Genomic DNA, 22,247 nt, shown 5'->3' on the forward strand with positions numbered 1-22,247 from the left:
CTATCTACCGTATTCGTCCTTTCTTATTATCTTGGAAAATTCTGATATTACAAGTGGAAGGGTAGCAAGAAGAAGTATATCTAAGCTCTCTATAATGGTTGGGACAGTATTTTTAAAAATGAACCTTAGCTGTGGCACGTATATTGTTGCAAATAACAGTACTATTCCAAAGATAAAGGAAAAGTTCATAAAACTGTTTGAGAAAATTCCAATTTTAAATAGATATCCTTCAAAAGAACGTCCAGAATATGCTCTTAAAAGTTCGGAGATAACAAGAACCATATATGCAATTGTTCTTGCCTCGTTAAGATTACCTGTTCTTTTATAACTCAGAATAAAACCAAGTAATGTAGCAATTGTTATTGCAATGCTCTGGGTGATTATAATACTATAGTGATATTTCGTAAGTATTGACTCTTTTTTACCGCGAGGAGGTCTTTTCATTAAATCTTCTTCGCCTTTTTCCATTCCTAACGCAAGTGCAGGAAAACTGTCAGTTACGAGGTTTAACCATAGAAGATGCAACGGAAGAAGAGGTGGAGGGTATCCCAAAAGTAGGGCAAAAAACATTACCATAACTTCTGCAATGTTGCATGAAAGTAGGTATACGATGAATTTTCTTATATTCTCAAATATAGTTCTGCCTTGGAATACTGCTGATACTAATGTTGCAAAATTATCATCCAAAAGCACCATATCAGATGCTTCTTTTGCAACTTCAGTTCCTGTAAGTCCCATTGAAACGCCAATGTCAGCCTTTTTAAGAGCAGGTGCATCATTAACACCATCTCCAGTCATTGCAACAACTTCGTTCTTCCTTTGCAGCGCCTCGACAATTCTTAATTTATCAAGTGGATTTATTCGTGCAAAAATTGTAACATTTTCAACAATTTTTGTTAGTTCTTCATCTGAAATACTTTCAAGTTCTTTGCTTGTTAAAACAACACCCTCAGGGAAGTCAAGCTCTTTTGCAATTGCGTACGCTGTAATTGGGTGGTCTCCTGTAATCATTACGGGTCTTATACCGGCACTTCTACATTTGTCTATTGCTTCTTTAACTTCACTACGTAGCGGATCTTTCATCATAACAAATCCTAAAAAGACAAGATCTTGTTCTATTGCTTCGTTTAGATTGGATATTACCTTATCTGCAAATGCAAGGATTCTAAGCCCTTTGGCTGCATTTTCCTCTACAATGTTCAGAAGTTCTTGTTTTCTTTTTGAAGAGAGCTCAGAAACTATTGAATTTACCTTCTCAAATTTTGACAGTTCTAAAATGACCTCAGCTGCACCTTTAGAAACAACAAGGAAATTTTCTCCAAACTTGTGAATAGTAGTCATTCTTTTGCTTTCGGAGGTAAAGGGAATTTCTGATATTCTTTCAAATTTTTCCCTTGTTTCTTTAATTAAATCGTCGTCAACAAAATCAATAAGGGCTATTTCTGTTGGATCTCCCCTATATTTTTCTGCGTCGTTACAGAGAATCATTGCCTGCTTTAATCTTTCACTTATATTTAAATCGTTACCAATCTTTCCATCCTCAAAAACCGCAATAATTTGCATTTTATTTTGTGTTAATGTTCCTGTCTTATCTGAGCAGATGTATGTAACGGCACCTAAGGTCTCGACAGCTGGAAGGTTTCTTATAACTGCGTTTCTTTTTGCCATCTCATAAACACCGATCGCAAGAACTATGGTAACAACTGCTGGAAGCCCTTCGGGAATTGCTGCCACTGCAAGTGAAACACTGGTAAGAAGCATATCTAAAATTTTTCCGCCTCTTATCCAACCTAACAAAAATACAACGGCACTTACAATAAGGAAGAGTATACCTAATAGTTTACCTATGTTATCAAGTTGCACTTCAAGCGGTGTTTTTTCTTTTTTTGTTTCACTTATTTTCTCTGCGATTTTTCCAAGTTCTGTATTTATGCCCGTTTCTGTAACGAGAACTTTTGCCTTACCTTTTACGACAGTTGTACCCATGTAAACTTTGCAGTCTTCCGTAGGTTCACTGGTGCAGACACTCTTCTTAACAGGAACTGACTCGCCTGTAAGCATTGATTCATCAACAAAAAGGCTTACTTCTTTTATTACAATTCCGTCCGCCTGTATTTTGTCTCCTGCTTCTAAAAGTAAAATGTCCAGTGGCACAATTTCACTTGATGGAATTTTTAAGACTTTCCCATCTCTTAAAACTGTGCTTGTAGGAGTTGTAAGTTTTTTGACTTTTTCAAGTGCATTCTCTGCTCTTCGCTCCTGTACAACTCCAAGGATTGCGTTTAATATTACAATTGCAAGAATAACAATAGAATCAATTAATTCACCAAAAACTGCCGAAACAATACTTGCAAAAATTAAAATAATAATAAGAAAATTCGTAAATTGATTAATGAATTTTTGAATTAGAGTCTCTTTTTTTCCTTCGGGCAATTCATTTTTTCCAAATTTCTTGAGTCTTTCTTCTACTTCTTCGCTTGTTAGTCCTTTTTCAAACAATTCCCTCTTAATGGTTTTTAGGTCAATCATTTTCTCCTCCAATTATCTTTTAGCCGCCACCGTCTGGTGGGAAGAAATCAATCATACCACCATCTTTTAGGGTTAGACTTACTAGATCAAAATCTTCAAGTTGTGTCGCTTCTTTTAAGAGTGTTTCAATATTTCTACCATTTATGAGAATTATTAGTCTTCCGAATTTAACGTCATCTTCAAGATTGGGAAATTTATCCTTGAGTTGCTCTATCAAATCTTTCACAGTATCCGCTTTTAAATATAATCTTTCAATTCCTAACTTTTCTCTTAGGTCGCCGTGCAAAAAGATTGTAACTCTTGCCATTAAGAGAACCTCCTATTTATGCACATTTAAATTTAAGGCTGTGCATCTGCGGTTGACATGTTGTTACAAACTGTACAGATTTACGAGGCTCCAGCAAGATTTTCTCAAGCCAAATACCTGACTCTTTTACCGTTGCTTCCTTCCGGAGCTCGCGGGGTTCAAGAGTAAGTATTGCTTGAGGTCCTGCCTTCATAGCCCTTTCAATCTGCCTCGGTTTACAACAGCATGCCTTCCAGCAGATTATCAGCCCCTGTATAGCGGGTTCAGGGTTACAGGGCACCGCTATCTCCCCGCTTTAGCACAGCCTTATATATTATAGGAACTTTAGGGTAATTTTAAAAGATTAATTGAAATAACAGTTGGTTGGTTTTGGACAACTATAACTTCAGTTTCGTATGGGAGATAACCGTCTAATTCAACGTGAATTTTATGCTTTCCTTCTGTTATGGACGATGTGTTATATGGTGTGGTACCGACTTCAATCCCATCTATTAATACTTTTGCTCCAGATGGGTTGCTCAAGATAGAGATGTAATATTTTGTCTTTCTGAGGACAACATCACGTTTTACAATTACTCCTTTTTTTATTTCAATATCTTCTGTATAGGTTTCATATTGTAATAAGCTTACTGTCAAGGTATATTTGCCTTCGGGTATATCTTTTAAATCAAGCGGGGTTTTTCCAACTTCAGATTTATTAAGAAAGACAGTTGCTTTATCGGGAACAGAACTAACAATAAGTTCTGTCGTAATAGGTTCAAGTTGTGCGAATAAATTTAATGAATCATTTGCTTTAACAGAAATTGTTTGTTTCCAATCTCTATAATTCTCATGCTTCACTTCGATTAGATGGCTTTGATTTGCAATTAAATCTGCGATTACTATCGGTGTTTTACCTTTCAAAACACCGTCAACATAAACATCAGAATTTGTTGGTGAGGAATCTACACTTAGCGTGAAAACAGCATGTTCTAAGATTGGATTAACTAAAGCATTTGGATTTGAACTTGAGAGTTTTACTTCTTCTTTATACTCTCTGTATCCTTCAAGCCTTACCAGAATTTCATAAGTTCCAAAAGGAAGGGAATTCACAGTAAGGGGTGTTTCTCCTTTTAGTTCGCCATTTATGTAAACCGAAGCTTTTTGTGGATAAGAGTTAATAGATATACTACCAGTTTCTTTTGATAATACTTTAAACAGTACAAAACCAATTACAAAAATCCCAAGAAAAATTACTAAAAGCATTAGCCTTTTCATTTTAGTTTCTCCAAAACCTTGTTAAGTATTATTTCTTCTAATTCTTCAACGGTTTTGCTTCCATCAATCACAAAAAACCTATCTTCGTTTTTTGCAATTTTTAGATATCCTTTTCTTACATTCCTAAGAAAATCGATACCTAATCTTTCTATTCGATCAGCATCTTTAATTCTTTCAAAACTTAGATTTTCGTCTATATCCACAAGAACTGTGATGTTTGGAATAATTCCTTCTAAAATGAAATTATGGACATAATAAATGAAATCAAGTGGAACTCCTCTTCCATAGCCTTGGTACGCAACTGAACTATCATGAAATCTATCAGAAATTACAGTAAATCCTTTGGATAAGAAAGGTTTAATGACTTCTTTAACGTGTGTTTTTCTGTCAGAAGCAAAAAGCAGAAATTCGGAAACCGGATCCATTTCAACGTTTAGCAATATTTTTCGTATATAACTTCCCAATTCTGTTCCACCTGGTTCTTTTGTCAAGATAACATTAAAACCGAGTTTTTCAAGATTAACCTTTAGAAGTTTTGCTTGTGTTGTTTTCCCAGAACCGTCAATTCCTTCAAAAGAAATAAACATTATCTTCTCCTTGGATAAATGATGAGCCTAATGTGAGGTTTTAAGCCGACAAGTTCTGTAACAAGGCCATATTTTTCTATGAGATCTGCCGTTTCTTGAAGTTCTTCAAGATTTCCCTCAATCTCTTTAGGAACACCTAACTCCAATACTTCCTCGACAATGTTTTCTACCTCTTTGAAATCAATAGAGGTTCTTGGCTTGCCTTTATTTTTTAATTCTTTTATTAGGTCTTTTATTCCTCCAAGAGAATTCCTCTCGACTATTCTTATCGGAATCTGAAGAGTTGATGCATACTCAAGAATTTCTTTTCTCTTTTCAAGTGATTTCTTGTCGCAAATGATTAGATTTGATTGTTCTATATTTTTCACTGTTTTACCCTTTAGACGTATCGAGTGAAGTGCACGTTCTATGTAACTTGCATTTATTCCAAGGGGAAAAATTCTTAATTCATGAATCTCTTTCTGTTCAGTGCTTCCTTTTTCTTCTCTTAATTTTTCTTGTTCAAATTTTAAACTCTCACCGGACTTTCTTATTTCTGGAAATACGGGAAATCCTCTAAGCAACGCATCAACCGTTTCTGCAACGTCGTGATAAATTGCAAAAACTCCCCTTTCCCTTATCTCGATAAGTGTATCAAATGTGGGAGGTGATTTTCTTTCAAGGACAGTTTTTTGGGTTCCTCTTCGTGCAGCTTCCTCGTCACTTAATGTAACAGAAGTAATTCCTCCAATCAAGTCTTGGAGTGTTGGATTTACAAGTAAATTTTCTATACTTGTTCCATGAGCAGTTGCAATAAGCCTTACTCCTCTTTCTGCAATTGTTCTACATGCCTTTGCTTCCTCTGCACGGCCTATTTCATCAATAATTATTACTTCTGGAAAATGGTTCTCTACTGCCTCAATCATTACTTCTTCTTGTGCGGTGCCAAATGGTACTTGCATTCTTCGTGCATTGCCAATTCCTGGATGAGGTATATCCCCGTCTCCTCCGATTTCGTTTGAAGTATCTATGACTATTACTCGCTTTCCAAGTTCTGTACTTAGGACTCTTGCTGCTTCTCTCAAAAGAGTTGTTTTTCCAACCCCGGGTCTTCCAAGAAGGAGTAAATTTCTGTCGCTTGTTACAATATCTTTTAGGATATCAACTGTTCCATATACTGCTCTACCAACTCTGCATGTAAGTCCAATAACTTCTCCTCTTCTATTAAAAACTCCTGAAATTCTGTGTAATGTTTTTTCTATACCAGCTCTGTGGTCTCTATCAAAGACTCCAATTTTTTGAAGAGTTTCATTAATTTCATCTTTTGTAACGGGATCTTCTCTCAAGTAGACTGTCCTGTTTGTAAATCTTGCTTCAGGTTTTCTACCAAGGTCTAATACAACTTCTATGAGGTTATCAAAGTCTCCAATGTCTTCCAGTTTTTCTTTTATATTTTTGGGTAATATTTCTAAAAATGCTTGCCTTTCAAATTCAGTTTGTTCGTCTCTCATTCATCCTCCAGAAGAATTCTTCAATATTCTTCCTTACCTCTTCTATATCTCCAAATAAACTATAAATTTCATATTTATCAGTGTCAATTGTCAATACCGGAGAAATTTTAAAGTTTTCAACCCACTCTTCATACCTGTCGTTTAGTTTTTTAATATAGCTTCTCTTTATGGTTTTCTCGTAGCCTCTTCCCCTTATTTTTATCCTTTCCATAAGAGTATCAACAGAGGTTCTCAGATATATTATAAAATTAGGAGGTGTAATTATTTCGAGATATTGCTCATAAACTTTCTTGTATATTTTGTATTCGCTTTCGCTTAAGAGAATTTTTGCAAATATCTCTGCATCCTCATAAATTGTTCTGTCAAGAATAATATTTGATGAGTTTTTTTCTATTTTTAATTGGAGATTTGCTCTTTCAGTAAGAAAGAAAAGTTGGGAGTGGAAAGCCCATCTTTCTGGGTCCTTGTAGAATTTTTTTATGAAAGGATTTTTTGCCTCTGGTTCTTCAAGTCTATCAAATCCCCATTTCTCACTTAAATATTTAGATAGTGTTGATTTTCCAGAGCCTATGTTTCCTGCTACTGCTACTATAAATTTAGGCTTCATTTTATTAATTGTCTTATTATAGAAAATGGATAGTGCATATTCTGTAAGAGTTTTATGATAAATTCGTTAGGCCTTAATCTTTTTTCCTTCTTGAGTTCAACAATAGCGTTAAGTCCCTGCGCAGTAAGAAAACTTCTACCCATATCGTATATAAATTCCTCCATAAACCTTTCTTTATCAATTAATATTTTATCCTCGTTAATAAAATTTTCAATGTTAAGAATATCCCAGTTTCTAAAGTAAATTTCGTTTTGGATGTACGCTTTTAACGTTGAAACATACTCTTCATAATAATAAATTAGCTCAAAAGCCCTTCCAAACTGAGATTTTATTTCATCAAAAATTGTCCTTCTAAGATAAACCGGTAGTCCATTGTAGAGTAAGTAATTCAGAAAATATTTTTTCTTTCCTTTTATTCCAACCCTATAGAAATTGACAAATGGTTTTCCAAGGAGTAAATTTGATAATATCTTATAAACTAACATATGATAGTTTTCTTCGTTTCGAATAATAAAAAGGACATTTTTCTTTAAATCAAATTCTCCAGAAGGAATTGCATGACCCATCAGGCTTGAAAGAATATCGGGAAACTCGCTTGAATCTATAAAAATCCTTCTTTCGAACTCAATTTTTTCAGGAAGAATCGGGATTCTTAAGGTGTTTTCTACAGAATTTATAATATCATTGACCCTTGTTTCGTCGAATTGCTCCTTGGTTGAGATTATTTCTTTTATTGTTTCTTTATATGGGTTTGCTATTTTTATTTCTCTTGCCTTTCTTATTAAGTTTTCAGACGTCGAAGTTAAAGTGTCTTCCAGGATTCTTTTTAGATCTACGAAGCTATTGTCGAGATTATGGAAATCAAGAAATCCTTTTAATTTTATTTCAGTGCAAGTTTTAATTGATTTAATTAATTTCCTTAGCTCGGTTAAGGTTTCAATTGCATTTGTTTTTTCGACTTTTAGATTTTCCTTCTTATCAGTGTCGCTCTTGGTTAGTAAGTAAGTTGAAAATTGATTAATAAAATATTCGAGGTAATCGATCTCTTTTAGTACTGCTTTTCTTTCTGCATCTGTTATATTGATAACATACGTCCTTATATAATCGTTAATATGTTTAAGTGTTCCAAGTCTCTCTGCAAAATTTCTACTTCTTATACTCATTGGTTTTGCTTGAGTTAGTGCAACTGAAACAATTCCCAAAAATGCATCAAACACAAAAAACTGAGCATTACCAAAAAAGCCTTCGTCTATGAATCCTAACGTATTTTCCAATATTTTTTTGAATGTCTTTAAGTCGTGAGTCCTTTGATTTTTGTTTCGCTCCTCAAAGCTCTTTAAAGAGATCGTTGTATCGTTTATTAAGTTTCTTAAGTTGTTTAACTCATTTCTATCGTATGCTGAAAGTTTATAATCATACCTATGAATTCCTCTGAGAGTTGCAAAAGAAGAAAAGTAATAATAGTATTCATCAAAAAAATTTTCTACGAGTAAGTCAAGGTCGTTTTCATTTTTCACTGAAACTCACCTCTGTGCTGCTAAGGTCAATTGTAAGTGTAATGACCTCTTTTGAGTTCTGATTTGAATTTTCAAGTATAAATTTCGAAGGCGTTCCCTCATTTGAAAGGATTAGGGTAAGTACACTTTGTGCATTGTTACTTGCGAAAATCAATTTCGAAGGACTTTCGAATACAACATTTCCGTTAATTGCAGAGAAAAATTCATTTATTACATCGGCAAGTGGAATTAGAATGAGATTATTTGAAATAAAATCCTCTTTGTTCTCAGTAATTTCCTGAATCTGTCCTCCGTTTTCCCTTATATATACTCTTCCTGAAATTACGAAAATTTCGGTTTCTGTAATTTGTCCGTTTTGATTAGTTATTGTTTTAGTGTATTTGTCATCTCCATTTATAACTTGGATGAAAGTATAGGAGTAGTCTGTTTTAGACGTGGTTAATTCGTATCGGTAGTTCGAAATTCCGTTTTCCCAATTATTAATTTGCTCTCTTATATAATTAGAATCTGCTTCTGAAAGATTTACTTTAGCTACTCTATACAGTGGCTTTATCCCTATTTTTACTTTGGTTGTTTGATAACCAATTCTTTCAAGTGTAATAAACTGGTTAAAAGATATGTCCAAGAACTTTGAAACTCCTTGTTCGTTTGTAAGAAAATTGTTAACTTTTACCCCGCTTATAGGAACATTTAGTGTTTCATCAAAAACTTGTACCTCCGTAATGTTAAATAAGAGTGCAACTAAAATTAGAAATACAAAAATTGTAATCAAGTATTTCTTCATGTTAGCAAATCTTGGACTGAAACATTCTTATACATTTCTGGTATATCTGTGCCAAGAAATGTCCCGTACCAAAACCTCATCAACCTTTTATAGGGATTGTCTACAGTAATATTATTTATTTCCTCATTTATTAGATTTCGTCGAAGTGTTGTTGCAACGTATTGGTCTTTTTTGTTCTTTAGGCAATCTTCTTTTATCTTATTGTAATTCTCCTTAAAGTATTTTTCTTTTTCATTTTCATTTTTTACGTAAGCGCTTAGAAATTCATTGTAGAAATCTCTTATCTCGTTTTCAGAAACAGTTATATGGCTTGTTAAAAGGTCCACCTCTCTATCTGCAAGAAGTTTTTTATAAATAACATTTTTGAGAGATGATTTTTTTACACCGATCGTATTAAGAAAGTCTTCTAATGCAAGTTCTTTGTTGTTGAACCCAGAGGAAACGCTTTCTGTTAGATTTGAAATATATGAATCAACTTCATTATCACTTATTGATAGACCGTCGTTTTTCGCCTTGTTATAAAGCACTGCATCAGAAATTGCATTAATGTATGCAAGCTGAAGCACATTTCTTGCTGCTGCAAGTGATTTTGGATCATTAGACTGAATGTTAGGCAATGGAGAGTTTAACGTTTTTGCTGCAAGGTATACTTGGTAATTCATTTCATCGTAAGTAATTTTATTGTCGCCAACTTTTAAGTATACATCTTTCCAGGGGAGAAATATGCCCGCATAGATAAAGATGAGAACAAGAATTATAACAAACACTGATATTGCCCCTACAATGAGGGGTTTTTTTATACTTTTTGCAGTTTTATTCTTTTTCTTTAAAATCTTTTTTCTTTCCATACTTAACTTCCAGATGATGGATTTACGGGTTCAAGTGGTTGAGTTGGAGTATTTTTATTCTGGTCTTGCTGAGTATTTGTTGTTGATGGTTTCGAAAGATTGCTAATCCAGTTATTGAAATTATTAAATGGTGTTGCAATATACATATTAAAGAAATTAGCAAGAATTCTACCGGGATTTGTCGTTCTTACGTGATAGATCTTTTTAAGTTCTTCGATGAATTGTTTTTTTATTTCATCTTTTTTATTATTCGTAAGTTCCTCTTTAACTTTATTGTAAGTATCTTTGTCGGTAAGGGTTGCTTTCTTTGCTGGTTGCTTATCTATTAGCTGGGCTACAATGTATGAATTACCTACAAGTATTGGGTCAGTTATTCCACCTTTTTTAAGATTTATTACTGCATCAAATATTTGCGGTTTTTCGTCTCTTGAGAAAAACCCAGTTTCTCCGTCTTTTGACTTTGTTGTCTCATCTTGTGAGAATCTCTTGACTGCCTCGATAAAACTCATACCGTTTCTTGTTTGTATAGAAATGCTTTTCGCTGACGTATAAGCGCTCTGTTTTGATTTTTCATCGTTAGCATTAAAGTTAAATTGCACTATTCTAACATTAACTTTTTCTGGCTCATCGTAGGTTTCTTGAACAGTTTTCTTTCCTAAAATGTGAATTATATGGTACCCATATTGTGTTTTTACAGGTCCTATAATGTCTCCAACTTTAACGTTTGGATCAAAACAAGCATTTTCAAATTCTTTAACCATTGTGCCTTTGGAGAAATACCCCAAATTTTCGTATTTCAAGACCTCTTTTCCATTATTTTTTCCGTTAATTTCTTTTACTTTTGCCTGTGCGTATGTTGCAAAATTGAAATTCTTATCAGAGGTCTTCTTTTCATTTATTTCCTTTAATATATCTTCAGCAAGTTTTTTTGCATTATCTATATCCTTTTTGCTTGGGTTGTTAGGAAGAATAGCGAGGATATGCTCTGCGGAAATTTGTTTTACAGAGCTAAAATACTGTTTAATTTCTTCATCGGTTATCTTAATATCTTTATATTTCTCATCAAGTGCCGCTTGCGCAAGAAGTGGCCTTTCTACAAATGGACCATAGATTTTTTCAAGGTGTTGCTTGTAAGCGTCCAACGAGCCATACTGAGCATTTACAAGGTCAAGAAATGTTTTCTCTCCATTGTTTTTTTTGCCTTGTTCTATAGTTTGATTAATTTGGTCCTCAAGTTTTTTCTTATACTCTGCTTCATCAATTTTTAAATTGTGGTCTTTTGCATATTGAACAAGAAGGGATTCTTCAATTAAATTTTGAAGAATGTTATCCTTAAGTTGCGCTTCCTGTTGAGATGTCAAAGTCATGCCAAATTGACTGTACAAATTTCTGTAATAATCCAGCTGGTTATTTACTTGATCAATTGTAATAGTTTCTCTTCCAACTTTCGCTGCCATATTTCTCTCAGCATATCCCCAAACGGCAGATGCACCTCCTAAGACAAAGACAACTATAAGGATCGTAACTAAAACTTTTACCCAAACCGGCGTAGGTCTTTCGCGTTCAACTCTTGGAAGTTTTCCTTCACGTCTTAATTTTCTAATTTTACCTTGTCTACCCATTTATCTTCACCTCTCATTTTCTAAAATTCCAATCTACTGTATTATATTTATTTTTGTATAAATCGGATGCAATTTTTAACTCATCGTCTGTTAATGTACTTTCAATTATTTCTTCTTCCAGAACTTCCTCCATGCCTTTTTTAAGTGCCTCCTTAATTTCATTGAAGCCTACTTCTCTTTTTAATTCATCAGAAAGCGACGAAATTTTTAATTTTCCAACTTCAGTAAGTTTTCTACGTGCTTCTTCACTTAATCTAAAGCATCTGAAAATTTCATCAATGTTAACTTTATATAAAATAGAGCCGTGCTGTAATAAGCCAAATTTATTTCTCATCTGAGCAGAACCCACTACTTTTTTCCCATTCATCAATATATCAGAGAATGTTGGAGACGCAAAGCATGAAGGACTTGATATTTCTCTGTCTTCGCTTTTAGAAAAATCTGCATCTCCTCCAAGAATTTTAATTGCATTGATTATTCCTTTAGAAAGAAAACGAAATGATTCAAGCAAATTCATTTCAAGAATTTTATTTGGATAGGCAATAGTAATGCTATAGGTAAGCTCCTTGTCATGTAGAACCGCCCTTCCTCCCGTTGGTCTTCTTACGAAGTCAAATCCTAACGTTTTAAGGTTTTCGAAATCAACCTCTTTCTCTGCACTTTGGAAATATCCTATTGAAAGTGTTGGTGGATAAAATTCATAAACTCTTAAAACGGGTGGTGTACCAAATGTTGCTTGTGCAATTAGAAGTGCTTCATCTATCGCCATATTCATGGCACCGTTATTTTTACCTGTGTTTATAAATCTATACATACTTTAAAATTTTATCAGAATTTAACATTTAACGCAAGTTTTGAAAAAGTTGTTAAGAAGTCCTTTTTAGATTAAAATATTATAAAATTGGGTTAATTATGGAGGTAAAGAATGGAAATTAAAAGAGTAATTATTTTAGTGCTTGATAGTGTAGGAGCAGGAGAAGCAGAAGATGCAATTGAATATGGAGATTGGGGCGCAAATACCCTTTTACATACGCTTCAATACAATCCTGATATACAATTGCCAAATCTCGAAAAACTCGGTTTAAGAGGTGTTATCTTTAATGAGGATGGAAACTATATTGGTTCTTATGGACGACTAAGAGAAAATTCTAAAGGGAAAGACTCTATAAGTGGTCATTGGGAGATGGCTGGTGTAATCTTGAAAAAGGCGTTTCCAACTTATCCAAATGGTTTTCCTAAGAATGTAATAGAAAAGTTTGAAAGACTTACAGGTAAAAAAGCCCTTGGGAATAAGCCTGCTTCTGGTACGGAAATAATAAAAGAATATTACGAGGAACACAGAAGAACTGGAAATCCAATAGTTTATACTTCAGCAGATTCAGTTTTTCAAATTGCTGCCCATAAAGACGTGATTCCACTTGACGAACTATATAGGATGTGCGAAATAGCAAGATATGAGGTTTGTGTTGGAGAACATGAGGTTGCGAGAGTTATTGCAAGACCGTTTATTGGAACGCCTGAAACTGGTTTTGTAAGGACATCAGAGAGAAGAGACTATGCAGTTAAACCACCAAATAAAACGGTTCTTGACCTTGTAAAGGAGAAAGGATTGAATGTAGTTGGTATCGGAAAGATTCATGATCTCTTTGCAGGTGTAGGACTCACAGAAAGTATCCACACCGAAAATAATATAGATGGTCTCGAAAAGACAATCCAAGAGATTTCTAAAGATTACAATGGTATCATATTTACAAATCTTGTCGAGTTCGATGCAAATTGGGGTCACAGGAGAGACTTCAAGGCTTATGGAAAAGGTTTAAAGGATGTAGATGATAGACTTCCACAAATTATAAATACAATGAAACCTTATGATATGTTAATAATTACAGCAGATCATGGATGCGATCCAACTTTCAAAGCGCATACCGACCATACACGAGAATTTACTCCGCTAATTGTATACGGTGAACACATTAGACCAAATATTAATCTCGGTTTGAGACAAAGTATCTCTGATATCTCTGCAACTATATCAGAGATTTTCAATGTTGAACGTATTAACGGAACAAGTTTCATTAATCTTATTTATAAATGAATGTTGATAAATTAAAAAAACTTCTCTATCTTGAAGGGAGAAGAGGTTATAAAAATGATTCCGTAATTGGTGGGTTTGACAGGTTTGTAATCGATTATATTAATAAAGTTTTCGAAAAAGGAGACGAACAATTAGCTTATTTATTCAAAGATTATGGAGAGAAAACTCCTGAGGAAAGAAAGGTTATAATTGAACGTGCCTTAAAAATTTTAGATGATAATGAAATGGCAGTTATAGATGAGCCAAGCCAAACTGAGATTCAAAAAGTTAAATCTTTAGCAGGTAAAAATGAAACTCGGATAAAACTTTCTGAATTGTTTACTCCAGTTCAGTTTGTAAAAGGCATTGGTCCAGAACTTGCTAAGAAACTGAAGAAGATAGGAGTTGAAACTGTCTATGATTTTCTTTATTATTTCCCAAAGGCATACCTTGATCTAAGAAACATTAGGAAAATTTTTTCTCTAAAAAATGGTGAAACTGTCTTATTGAAGGTTAAAATTATTTCTATCCAGGAGAGAAAAGGAAAACTAAATATTTTTTCTGTTTTAGGGACTGACGGAACTGGATACATTACTGCAACATGGTTCAATCAGCCATATCTTAAGAATATTTTTAAAGAGGGGATGGAGGTTTTTTTGTTTGGAAAAGTGCAATTTGCATATGGCAAATGGGAGATGCCATCACCTGAGTATGAAATTCCTCAAGATGGAAAAGAACTTGTGCATACCCTCAGGATCACCCCTCTTTACCCCTTAACAGAAGGACTAAGCCAAAAAATATTGCGCAATAAAACACTTAATCTAATTGAAAATGTTGGGAAGAAAATTTTTGATTATTTAGATGAGGAGATTATTAAAAGAAGAAATTTAGTATCTTTAGATTATGCTATTTCAAACGTACACTTTCCGGAAAGTTTTGACGCATTAAAGAAAGCAAAAGAAAGGATTATTTTTGATGAATTATTTGGACTTCAGTATATATTAAGTAAAAGGAAACATGTAATAGAAGAAAGTGATGGTTATGTTTTTGATGTAAAAGAGGAATATGTTTCTGAATTTTATAAACTTCTCCCATTCGAACTTACAAGCGACCAAAAGAAGGTTATGGGAGAGATTCTAAACGACCTTAAATCCTCGCACCCAATGAATAGATTGTTGCATGGTGATGTTGGATCTGGAAAAACTATAGTAGCACTTTTCTCAATGTTTATTTCTTATAAGAATGGTTTTCAATCTGCCATGATGAGTCCGACGGAGATTCTTGCGGAACAAACATATAAAACTGCTGAATCACTTTTTAAAGGAACTCCTATAAGGATTGCCCTATTGACTTCGAGCACTAAAAATAGTGCAAGAAAGAAGATTCTTCAAGGACTTATAAACCATGATATAGACGTGATTTTCGGCACCCATGCCCTTATTGAGGAGGGTGTCCAGTTTAAAAAACTCGGACTCGTTGTAGTAGACGAACAGCACCGTTTTGGTGTAATACAGAGAAGTTTATTGAAGGACAAAGCAATTATACCTCATACACTAGTAATGAGTGCAACACCAATTCCAAGGACATTAGCACTAACACTGTATGGTGACCTTGATGTTAGTTCCATAAAAGAGTTACCAAAAGGAAGATTGCCAATTATAACAAAAGTTTTCTATAGGAACGAAGATATTGCATATAAACTTGTAAGAGAGGAATTAGATAAAGGACATAAGGCTTATGTAGTATGTCCTTTGATTGAGGACTCAGAAAGCCTTGATGCGCAATCAGTTGAAACTGTCTTTGAAACTCTTTCTCAAACACATCTTAAAGGTTACAAAATAGGAAAGCTCCATGGAGGAATGTCTTCAATAGAAAAGGCGGAGATTATGGAAAATTTTAAGAATGGGGATCTGCAAGTACTTGTTTCAACGACAGTGGTTGAAGTTGGCGTGGACGTAAAAGATGCGACAGTGATAGTAGTAGAAGATGCAGATCGATTTGGTCTTGCAACATTACATCAACTAAGAGGAAGAGTGGGAAGAAGTAATCTACAATCTTATTGTCTTCTTATAACACGTAATCCATCTAAGGATGCTATTGAAAGATTGAATGTTCTTGAAAAAACAAATAATGGGTTTGAAGTTGCCGAGTATGATCTGAAACTACGTGGTCCAGGTGAAATTCTTGGTAAAAGACAATCTGGGCTACCAGACTTTAAATTGACAACGCTCATTGGGGAAACTGATATGAGAATACTTGAAATGGCAAGAGAAGAAGCAATTAATTTACTAAAAGGGAAAACAAAATACGATCCCGAAAAACTACAAGAATTTCATAGGTTAATTCAAATAAACTATAAGGAAAAAATACCCTTTATTGAGGTTGCGTAAATGAGAATTGTATCAGGAAAATTCAAGGGAATGGAAATTATTTCACCTCCAAGAAATCTTGAACTTAGACCAACAAGTGATAGAGTAAGAGAAGCAATTTTTGATGTTATTCGATTTGATATTACTGATAAAGTTTTTCTCGATTTGTTTGCTGGATCTGGAGCCGTTGGTATAGAGGCAGTAAGCGAAGGAGCAAAATTTGTTTATTTTGTAGAAAATAATAAAAAAGCAGTTGATGTGATAAAGAAAAACATTGCAAAGTTTGGAATAAGAGAGCAGTGTAAAATTTTAGTTCGGGATGTGTTTAAATTTCTTTCTGATCCTCAATTAGAAAGAGAGGTAGATTTTATTTTTCTTGATCCACCATATAAGACGCACTTTGCAAGCGAAACTCTTGAGACTTTAAAGAATTCATCTATTGTAAAAAAGGGTTCAATTATCATTGCTGAACACTCAGAAGAAGAATTTTTAAGTGAAGCATATGTTGGTAAAGTTCTCTTAAGTAAGTTTAAAGAAAAAAGATACGGCAAAATAGTGGTTTCTTATTTTATAAGGGCGTAATTTCAAAGGGTTGGCCGAAATAGTAAATGCAGTAAAATCATAATTAAGTAAATGAAAATACCGGTTGTAAAAAGTAAGGACGAAGCGTTCATTTCTGGTATTTCTTTTTTGCCTTTTGTGAGAAAATAGAAAATTTTTGAATAGAGCCCTGAAATGTGGCTTAAACTACCTAAATTGCCAAAAGTAAGGGCGGCGCTTGCAATTATAAAAACGCTTCCCTCCATAAAATAAATGTTTAGTAAGTTTATAAGGTTAAATCTACTGACAGCGTATACAAAAGGAATCGTTATTGAGGTTGTAGTGACTGCAACCAAAAAACTCAAAAATACGATCCGAAATATTTGTTTAATCATCAAAATATATTATACTTCTAATAGTTTAATTTTCAAGGAAGGAATATGGGTGAGATTTATTTAAAAAAAGAAACACTTAAAAATGCACTAAAACTTTTTAAAGATTCACTAAGAAACAAAAAGGTTTTTAAGAAATTGAAAGAGGAAGAAATATCAGTCTATGAAAGTCTTGGAAGAATTACTTCAAGGCCTGTTATTGCAAAAATTTCCAATCCGTTTTTTAATGCTTCCGCAGTTGACGGTTTTGCACTTAAATCTCATGAAACTGCCAATTCAACCATAAATAATCCGAAAATTTTCAAGATTGGTCTCGATGCGATTCCTGTAAATACTGGTGACCCAATAAATTTTCCATTTGATTGTGTTGCAATGATTGAAGATGTCGAAGTAAATGGCGACTTTGTAAAAATTTTTTCTCCCTTGCATATATACGAAAATGTTCGAGTAATTGGTGAAGATTTTGCAAAAGGTGAGATTGTTATACCAATTTATGAAAAAATTACACCTGCTCATATTGGAGTCTTAATATCCTCGTACAACGAAAAAGTCTATGTATTTGAAAAACCCAAAGTTCTCATTATGGCCACAGGTGAGGAAGTTAAAAGATTAGGGGAAGATCTTAAAGTTGGAGATGTTATTGATTCAAATTCCTACATGATTTCTTCTATATTAAAAGAGTATGGAGCAGACCCATATATTTTGGAGAAGGTACTTCCAAATAATTTTGAGGTACTTAAAAATGAAATAGAAAAAGCATCACAGAACTATCACATGATTATCGTAATTGGAGGATCAGCAAAGGGAAGAAAAGACCTGATATCGGATGTTTTCGAAAGTTTTTCCGAAGTTCTCTTCCATGGGCTTACAATACAACCAGGTAAACCGCTTGTGATTGGTTTTTACGGTGATGTTCCCCTTGTTGGATCCCCAGGTTTTCCGGTCTCATCTTATATAGATGCAAAGATTTTTCTTAAAGTTGCAATTGAAGAATTTACTGGTATTTCTTTGGATTTGAAAAGAAAAATTATAGCAACTATTAAAAGGGATATTCCCTCTTCTTTAGGCGTGGAAGAATTTGTAAGAGTAAAGTTAAATGATATTAATGGCGAAGTGATTTGTGTACCCTTAAAGAGAGGTGCAGCGAACCTTACGAGCGTAGTAAAGGGAGATGGGCTATTAAGAATAGAGGAAAATAGTGAAGGAATTATTGCAGGTTCAAAGGTAGAAATTGAACTTTTAAAAAGCGAGTATGATATTCTTTCACAACTTTTATTTATTGGAAGTAACGATCCACTTCTTGAATACATTTTAAACATGATTCGAAAAGAAAATCCTCAATTTAAATTTGGTATAATAAATGTTGGAAGCTTAGGAGGACTTTTGTCACTTGCGAGAGGTGAAACTATTATTACATCGATTCACTTGTTTGATAGTGAGACGCAAACTTACAATACGCCATATCTCAAAAAGTACCTTGAAGAAAATTCGTATTTACGAATTCATCTATTTAACAGAAATCAGGGCTTAGTTGTTCAAAAAGGAAATCCCAAAAATATTAGGTCGCTTAAAGATTTAGAAAGAGAAGATTTGAAATTTATAAATAGACAAAAAGGATCGGGAACAAGAATTTATTTCGATTACCTTCTTTCTCAAAATGGCATCGAAAAGGAAAAAGTAAAAGGCTACGATTTAGAGGAAACAACTCATCTGGGTGTTGCTAATGCGGTGAAGGAAGGTATTGTTGACTGTGGAATGGGAATCGAATATGTTGCAAGACTTTTTGATCTTGATTTTATAAAGTTGGGAGAAGAGGAGTATGAAATTATAATAAGCAAGAATTTTCTTGAGGACCACCGAATCAATTTTGTCCTGAAGCAATTTAATGCACTAAATCTCGAAGTTCTTATGAAAAGTTTCGAAGGCTACAAATGGGTTAATAAAGTAAGGGAGGTATAAAAAAATGAAAAAAAGACTTAATCCAAATGTAATAATTTTAGGACTTGCTAGTTTCTTTACTGATATTTCTACCGAAATGATTACAAAAATTTTGCCGTTGTTTTTGGAATCAATTGGAGCAGGTGGTGCATTTATCGGCGTTATAGAGGGACTCGCTGAAACAATTGCATCTCTTTTGAAGGTCTTCTCTGGCTATATTTCTGATAAATTTAGAAATAGAAAATGGCTTACGATTTTAGGATATGCAGAATCTACAATTGCCAAAGCTTTTCTTCTTATTGTAAATACTCCGGTTGGAGTTCTTATTGTAAGAGCACTCGAACGAATTGGTAAAGGCATTAGAACTGCTCCACGTGATGCGCTAATTGCATCTTACACAGATGAAACAAATAGAGGATTTTATTTTGGATTTCACAGAGCCCTTGATACACTTGGTGCAGCACTTGGTCCACTTTTAGGTTTCTGGGTACTCGAGAAATTTGGACGGACAAATTACAGAGAAATTTTTAAATTTGCACTGATCCCAGCAGTTGTTGCAGTTATCATTCTCTTTTTCGTTCAAGAAAAAAAGGTTATTGTTGATTTGAAAAAAAGTAGTGGATTTTTTGCGAAGGCAAAACTTGGTAAAAGGTTTTACTTGTTTTTAGTTGCAATTCTCATTTTTACGCTTGGAAACAGCTCAGATGCTTTTATTACAATGTATTCAAGCAGTTTGGGAGTTGCATCAACTACAATACTACTAATGTGGACACTTCACAGTTTGATATATGCATTCTTATCAACGCCATTGGGAACTTTATCGGATAAAATTGGAAGAAAAACAACCTTGATAATTGGAATGGCAATTTATGGAATAAGTTATTTATTTTTTGCACTAACAAAGAGTGGAAATTTTCTTTGGTTCGTTTTTAGCCTTTACGGTGTCTATTATGCAATGTCTGAAGGTATTCAAAAGGCATTTGTTTCGGATTTAGTAACGGATAATGAGGTAAGAGGCACTGCATTTGGAATATACAATTTTGCAGTAGGCATAATGGCATTTCCTGCATCTTTGGTTGCAGGTATTCTTTATCAGTTTATTGCTCCAAGCATGCCTTTCTACTTTGGCGGAATACTTGCTATTATTGCATCACTTTTGTTGCTTGTTGTTTAAAGTAAGTTTTTGAGTAAGAAAATAACCTAGGGTTTCGAAGAGAATGATACTCGCAATTACAATAGCAAAAACTGAGCCACCAAAGATTGAAAAGTAATCACGGGCTAAATAAGCAAAGTATGCACTTAAAATCGATTGAGGAAGCATTGGAATTAAAATATCAAAAATCGAGGATGATTCTACGAGTTTAAGATGCTTAATTATAATTGCTCCGGCTAATTTTCCAAACAACCTTATAATTAAAATTAAAAGACCCAATAGAAGGTATTTCTCTATTTTTGGGAATCCAACATAACTGATAGAAAATACAACAAAAAGCGTGTAAAATAGTTGGTCAATCTCTCTTAATGCAAGTCTTACTGTACGAACAACTTCAAATTTCGAAGTAATGGTAAAAGTCATACCAGCAACAAGAGAAACCATAACAGCATGGATTTTTAAAGAATATTGCAATCCCACTATAAGCGTTATGAATGCAAAGGATGCGATTACCTGGGGGAATTTTTTATATCCGTATTTCTCAAATTTATCAATGATAAGTCCAATGATTACTCCAAGTATCAGTGAAAGTGTAACTTCTTCAATGGTACTTAAAATAACACTGAAAGAATTGCTTTGAAATAATTTATTAAATTTAAGAATTGGGAAAAACGCAAAGAAGAAGATTTCAGTTAGAAGGTCATCAATAACAACCATTGTGCCAAGTTGAACTTTGAGTTCAGGGCTTGTATCCATTTTTTTAAGAAGAGTAATTGAAATATCAGATCCAGTTACCATCCAGATAGTTGCAATTACTATTCCTTCGATAAAGTTCAATTTAAAAATAAAGGTTGAAATCGCAAAAACTATAATAAACGTAAAAATTGATTGAATAGATGCTGCAAATATTATCTTCTTATTTCTTTTTAGATAAACAACTTCGAGGCCAGTTTCAAAAAGAAGCAAAGTAACGGCGATTTCGAGAATTAACTGAAAAATTGGACTAAATGATAATATGAGATTTTTTGTAAATGGTAGTATCGTTACAAAAAGTCCAACAATGATTAGGCCAGTTATTGTTGGGAAATCTGACTTTGAAACAAGGTAAGATGCGATAAGCCCACCAATAATGGACAATGAAATAAAAATTATTAGTGCACCCATAATTTATTAAACAAAAACAACTCTCACGTGTCAAGAGAAAATCGACAAATTTACGCTTAATTTTTCTTTAAAAAAGAAGATGTGTTATAATAAGAAAAATTTATTAGGAGAATGATATGAGCACAATAGATTTAATAAGAAAAAATCTGAATAGTGTTATCCTTGGAAAAAGTGAAGTGATTGACAAAGTTATTGCAGGGCTTCTTGCTTCGGGTCATATACTTCTTGAAGATGTACCGGGCACGGGTAAAACTACCCTTGCAAAGGCTGTTGCATTGTCATTTAATATGGACTTCAAAAGAATCCAATTTACCCCTGATGTCTTACCTTCAGATATTACTGGTATAACAGTGTATGACCTGGACAAAAAATCTTTTAATGTTCGTTTTGGCCCAATATTTACTAATATATTGCTTGCAGATGAAATCAACAGAGCCACTCCTAAGGCTCAATCAGCACTTCTTGAAGCAATGGCCGAGTATAGCGTAACAATTGATGGTGTCCGACATAATATTGAAAAACCTTTTATTGTTTTTGCAACTCAGAACCCTATTGAGTACGAAGGCACTTTTCCATTACCAGAGGCTCAACTTGATAGATTTTTAATGAAATTCTCTATTGGTTATCCAGATAAGGAATTTGAGAAGCAAATACTTAACGTTGAAAAGGTGCATGATCCTCTTGAAGAAATTAAAGTTGTAGCAACACGAGAAGATCTGTTAAAGTTACAGGAAGAAACAAGGCGCGTTTATGTTCATCCTAAATTGGTTGATTACTTGGTAGATTTATCAAATGCTACAAGGTCACATAGAGATGTATATCTTGGGCTTAGTCCAAGAGCAACAATTCATTTAATGAAAGTTTCTCAGGCATATGCAAAGATTGACGGAAGGGCTTTTGTTATACCAGACGACATAAAATTAGCGTTTCCAGATGTTGTTAATCATAGGCTAATTTTAAAAGCTGATGCTAAGCTTAGAGGTAAAAGAGTTACAGATGTTATTGAAGACATTTTAAAGTCTACAAAGGTTCCAACGGATATCGATTTCAAGAATGAAGTATCTTAAAA

Annotated in this window: 18 protein-coding genes and 1 other RNA gene; 6 read left to right on the top strand and 13 right to left on the bottom strand. The window is 33.7% G+C overall.

All coding sequences use genetic code 11. The features are described from left to right. The 12 genes from CSE_RS03625 to CSE_RS03680 all read right to left on the bottom strand — a co-directional run bounded on the left by CSE_RS03625 (position 1) and on the right by CSE_RS03680 (position 12,362). Positions 1 to 2,529 carry a cation-translocating P-type ATPase gene (locus tag CSE_RS03625; protein ID WP_014453288.1) on the bottom strand — a complete coding sequence of 843 codons (2,529 nt, stop codon included), beginning with the start codon at positions 2,527 to 2,529 and terminating at the stop codon, positions 1 to 3. Between the two features lie 19 nt (positions 2,530 to 2,548). Further along, a complete protein-coding gene (locus CSE_RS03630; protein ID WP_014453289.1) occupies positions 2,549 to 2,836 on the bottom strand; it encodes a MoaD/ThiS family protein in 288 nt (95 codons plus the stop codon). 38 nt (positions 2,837 to 2,874) lie between these two features. After that, positions 2,875 to 3,140: signal recognition particle sRNA large type (ffs, locus tag CSE_RS03635), an RNA gene on the bottom strand. Positions 3,141 to 3,160: 20 nt separating this feature from the next. Beyond that, complete coding sequence (locus CSE_RS03640; RefSeq protein ID WP_014453290.1) at positions 3,161 to 4,093, bottom strand: PEGA domain-containing protein; 933 nt, start codon at positions 4,091 to 4,093, stop codon at positions 3,161 to 3,163. Next, entirely contained in the window at positions 4,090 to 4,680 is a 591-nt protein-coding gene (gene tmk / locus CSE_RS03645; protein WP_014453291.1) for a dTMP kinase, read from the bottom strand. The genes CSE_RS03640 and tmk overlap by 4 nt, the downstream gene beginning before the upstream one ends. Continuing rightward, positions 4,680 to 6,170: an AAA family ATPase gene (locus CSE_RS03650; RefSeq protein ID WP_014453292.1), complete on the bottom strand. Its 1,491-nt coding sequence runs from the start codon at positions 6,168 to 6,170 to the stop codon at positions 4,680 to 4,682. The genes tmk and CSE_RS03650 overlap by 1 nt, the downstream gene beginning before the upstream one ends. Then, positions 6,151 to 6,777 carry a deoxynucleoside kinase gene (locus CSE_RS03655; protein WP_014453293.1) on the bottom strand — a complete coding sequence of 209 codons (627 nt, stop codon included), beginning with the start codon at positions 6,775 to 6,777 and terminating at the stop codon, positions 6,151 to 6,153. The genes CSE_RS03650 and CSE_RS03655 overlap by 20 nt, the downstream gene beginning before the upstream one ends. Continuing rightward, positions 6,774 to 8,294, bottom strand: a complete 1,521-nt coding sequence (locus tag CSE_RS03660; RefSeq protein WP_014453294.1) for a hypothetical protein — start codon at positions 8,292 to 8,294, stop codon at positions 6,774 to 6,776. The genes CSE_RS03655 and CSE_RS03660 overlap by 4 nt, the downstream gene beginning before the upstream one ends. Then, positions 8,284 to 9,078, bottom strand: a complete 795-nt coding sequence (locus CSE_RS03665; RefSeq protein WP_156785893.1) for a hypothetical protein — start codon at positions 9,076 to 9,078, stop codon at positions 8,284 to 8,286. The genes CSE_RS03660 and CSE_RS03665 overlap by 11 nt, the downstream gene beginning before the upstream one ends. Then, positions 9,075 to 9,926 (bottom strand): SurA N-terminal domain-containing protein, encoded by an 852-nt coding sequence (locus tag CSE_RS03670; RefSeq protein ID WP_014453296.1) that lies wholly within the window; start codon positions 9,924 to 9,926, stop codon positions 9,075 to 9,077. The genes CSE_RS03665 and CSE_RS03670 overlap by 4 nt, the downstream gene beginning before the upstream one ends. Before the next feature lie 2 nt (positions 9,927 to 9,928). Continuing rightward, positions 9,929 to 11,548: a peptidylprolyl isomerase gene (locus CSE_RS03675; protein ID WP_014453297.1), complete on the bottom strand. Its 1,620-nt coding sequence runs from the start codon at positions 11,546 to 11,548 to the stop codon at positions 9,929 to 9,931. 13 nt (positions 11,549 to 11,561) lie between these two features. Beyond that, a complete protein-coding gene (locus CSE_RS03680; RefSeq protein ID WP_014453298.1) occupies positions 11,562 to 12,362 on the bottom strand; it encodes a lipoate--protein ligase family protein in 801 nt (266 codons plus the stop codon). Between the two features lie 111 nt (positions 12,363 to 12,473). On the opposite strand from CSE_RS03680, the gene CSE_RS03685 reads away from it, so the two are divergent. The 5 genes from CSE_RS03685 to CSE_RS03710 all read left to right on the top strand — a co-directional run bounded on the left by CSE_RS03685 (position 12,474) and on the right by CSE_RS03710 (position 20,035). Beyond that, entirely contained in the window at positions 12,474 to 13,643 is a 1,170-nt protein-coding gene (locus CSE_RS03685) for a phosphopentomutase (RefSeq protein WP_014453299.1), read from the top strand. Beyond that, positions 13,640 to 16,012: an ATP-dependent DNA helicase RecG gene (gene recG, locus CSE_RS03690; RefSeq protein ID WP_014453300.1), complete on the top strand. Its 2,373-nt coding sequence runs from the start codon at positions 13,640 to 13,642 to the stop codon at positions 16,010 to 16,012. Before CSE_RS03685 ends, recG begins: the two co-directional genes overlap by 4 nt. Next, entirely contained in the window at positions 16,013 to 16,573 is a 561-nt protein-coding gene (rsmD, locus tag CSE_RS03695) for a 16S rRNA (guanine(966)-N(2))-methyltransferase RsmD (RefSeq protein WP_014453301.1), read from the top strand. A 398-nt stretch (positions 16,574 to 16,971) separates the two neighbouring features. Continuing rightward, positions 16,972 to 18,882, top strand: a complete 1,911-nt coding sequence (locus CSE_RS03705; RefSeq protein WP_014453303.1) for a molybdopterin biosynthesis protein — start codon at positions 16,972 to 16,974, stop codon at positions 18,880 to 18,882. A 4-nt stretch (positions 18,883 to 18,886) separates the two neighbouring features. Continuing rightward, positions 18,887 to 20,035: an MFS transporter gene (locus tag CSE_RS03710; protein WP_014453304.1), complete on the top strand. Its 1,149-nt coding sequence runs from the start codon at positions 18,887 to 18,889 to the stop codon at positions 20,033 to 20,035. On the opposite strand, the gene CSE_RS03715 is transcribed toward CSE_RS03710, so the two are convergent. Further along, positions 20,012 to 21,178, bottom strand: a complete 1,167-nt coding sequence (locus CSE_RS03715) for a cation:proton antiporter domain-containing protein (protein WP_014453305.1) — start codon at positions 21,176 to 21,178, stop codon at positions 20,012 to 20,014. The genes CSE_RS03710 and CSE_RS03715 overlap by 24 nt on opposite strands. A 116-nt stretch (positions 21,179 to 21,294) precedes the next feature. On the opposite strand from CSE_RS03715, the gene CSE_RS03720 reads away from it, so the two are divergent. Next, the gene (locus CSE_RS03720; protein WP_014453306.1) at positions 21,295 to 22,245 is read left to right on the top strand and encodes an AAA family ATPase; all 951 of its coding nucleotides are present in this window, start codon (positions 21,295 to 21,297) and stop codon (positions 22,243 to 22,245) included. Positions 22,246 to 22,247: the final 2 nt, after the last annotated feature.

The sequence above is a fragment of the Caldisericum exile AZM16c01 genome (genome assembly GCF_000284335.1).
In the GTDB taxonomy this organism is placed as follows: domain Bacteria; phylum Caldisericota; class Caldisericia; order Caldisericales; family Caldisericaceae; genus Caldisericum; species Caldisericum exile.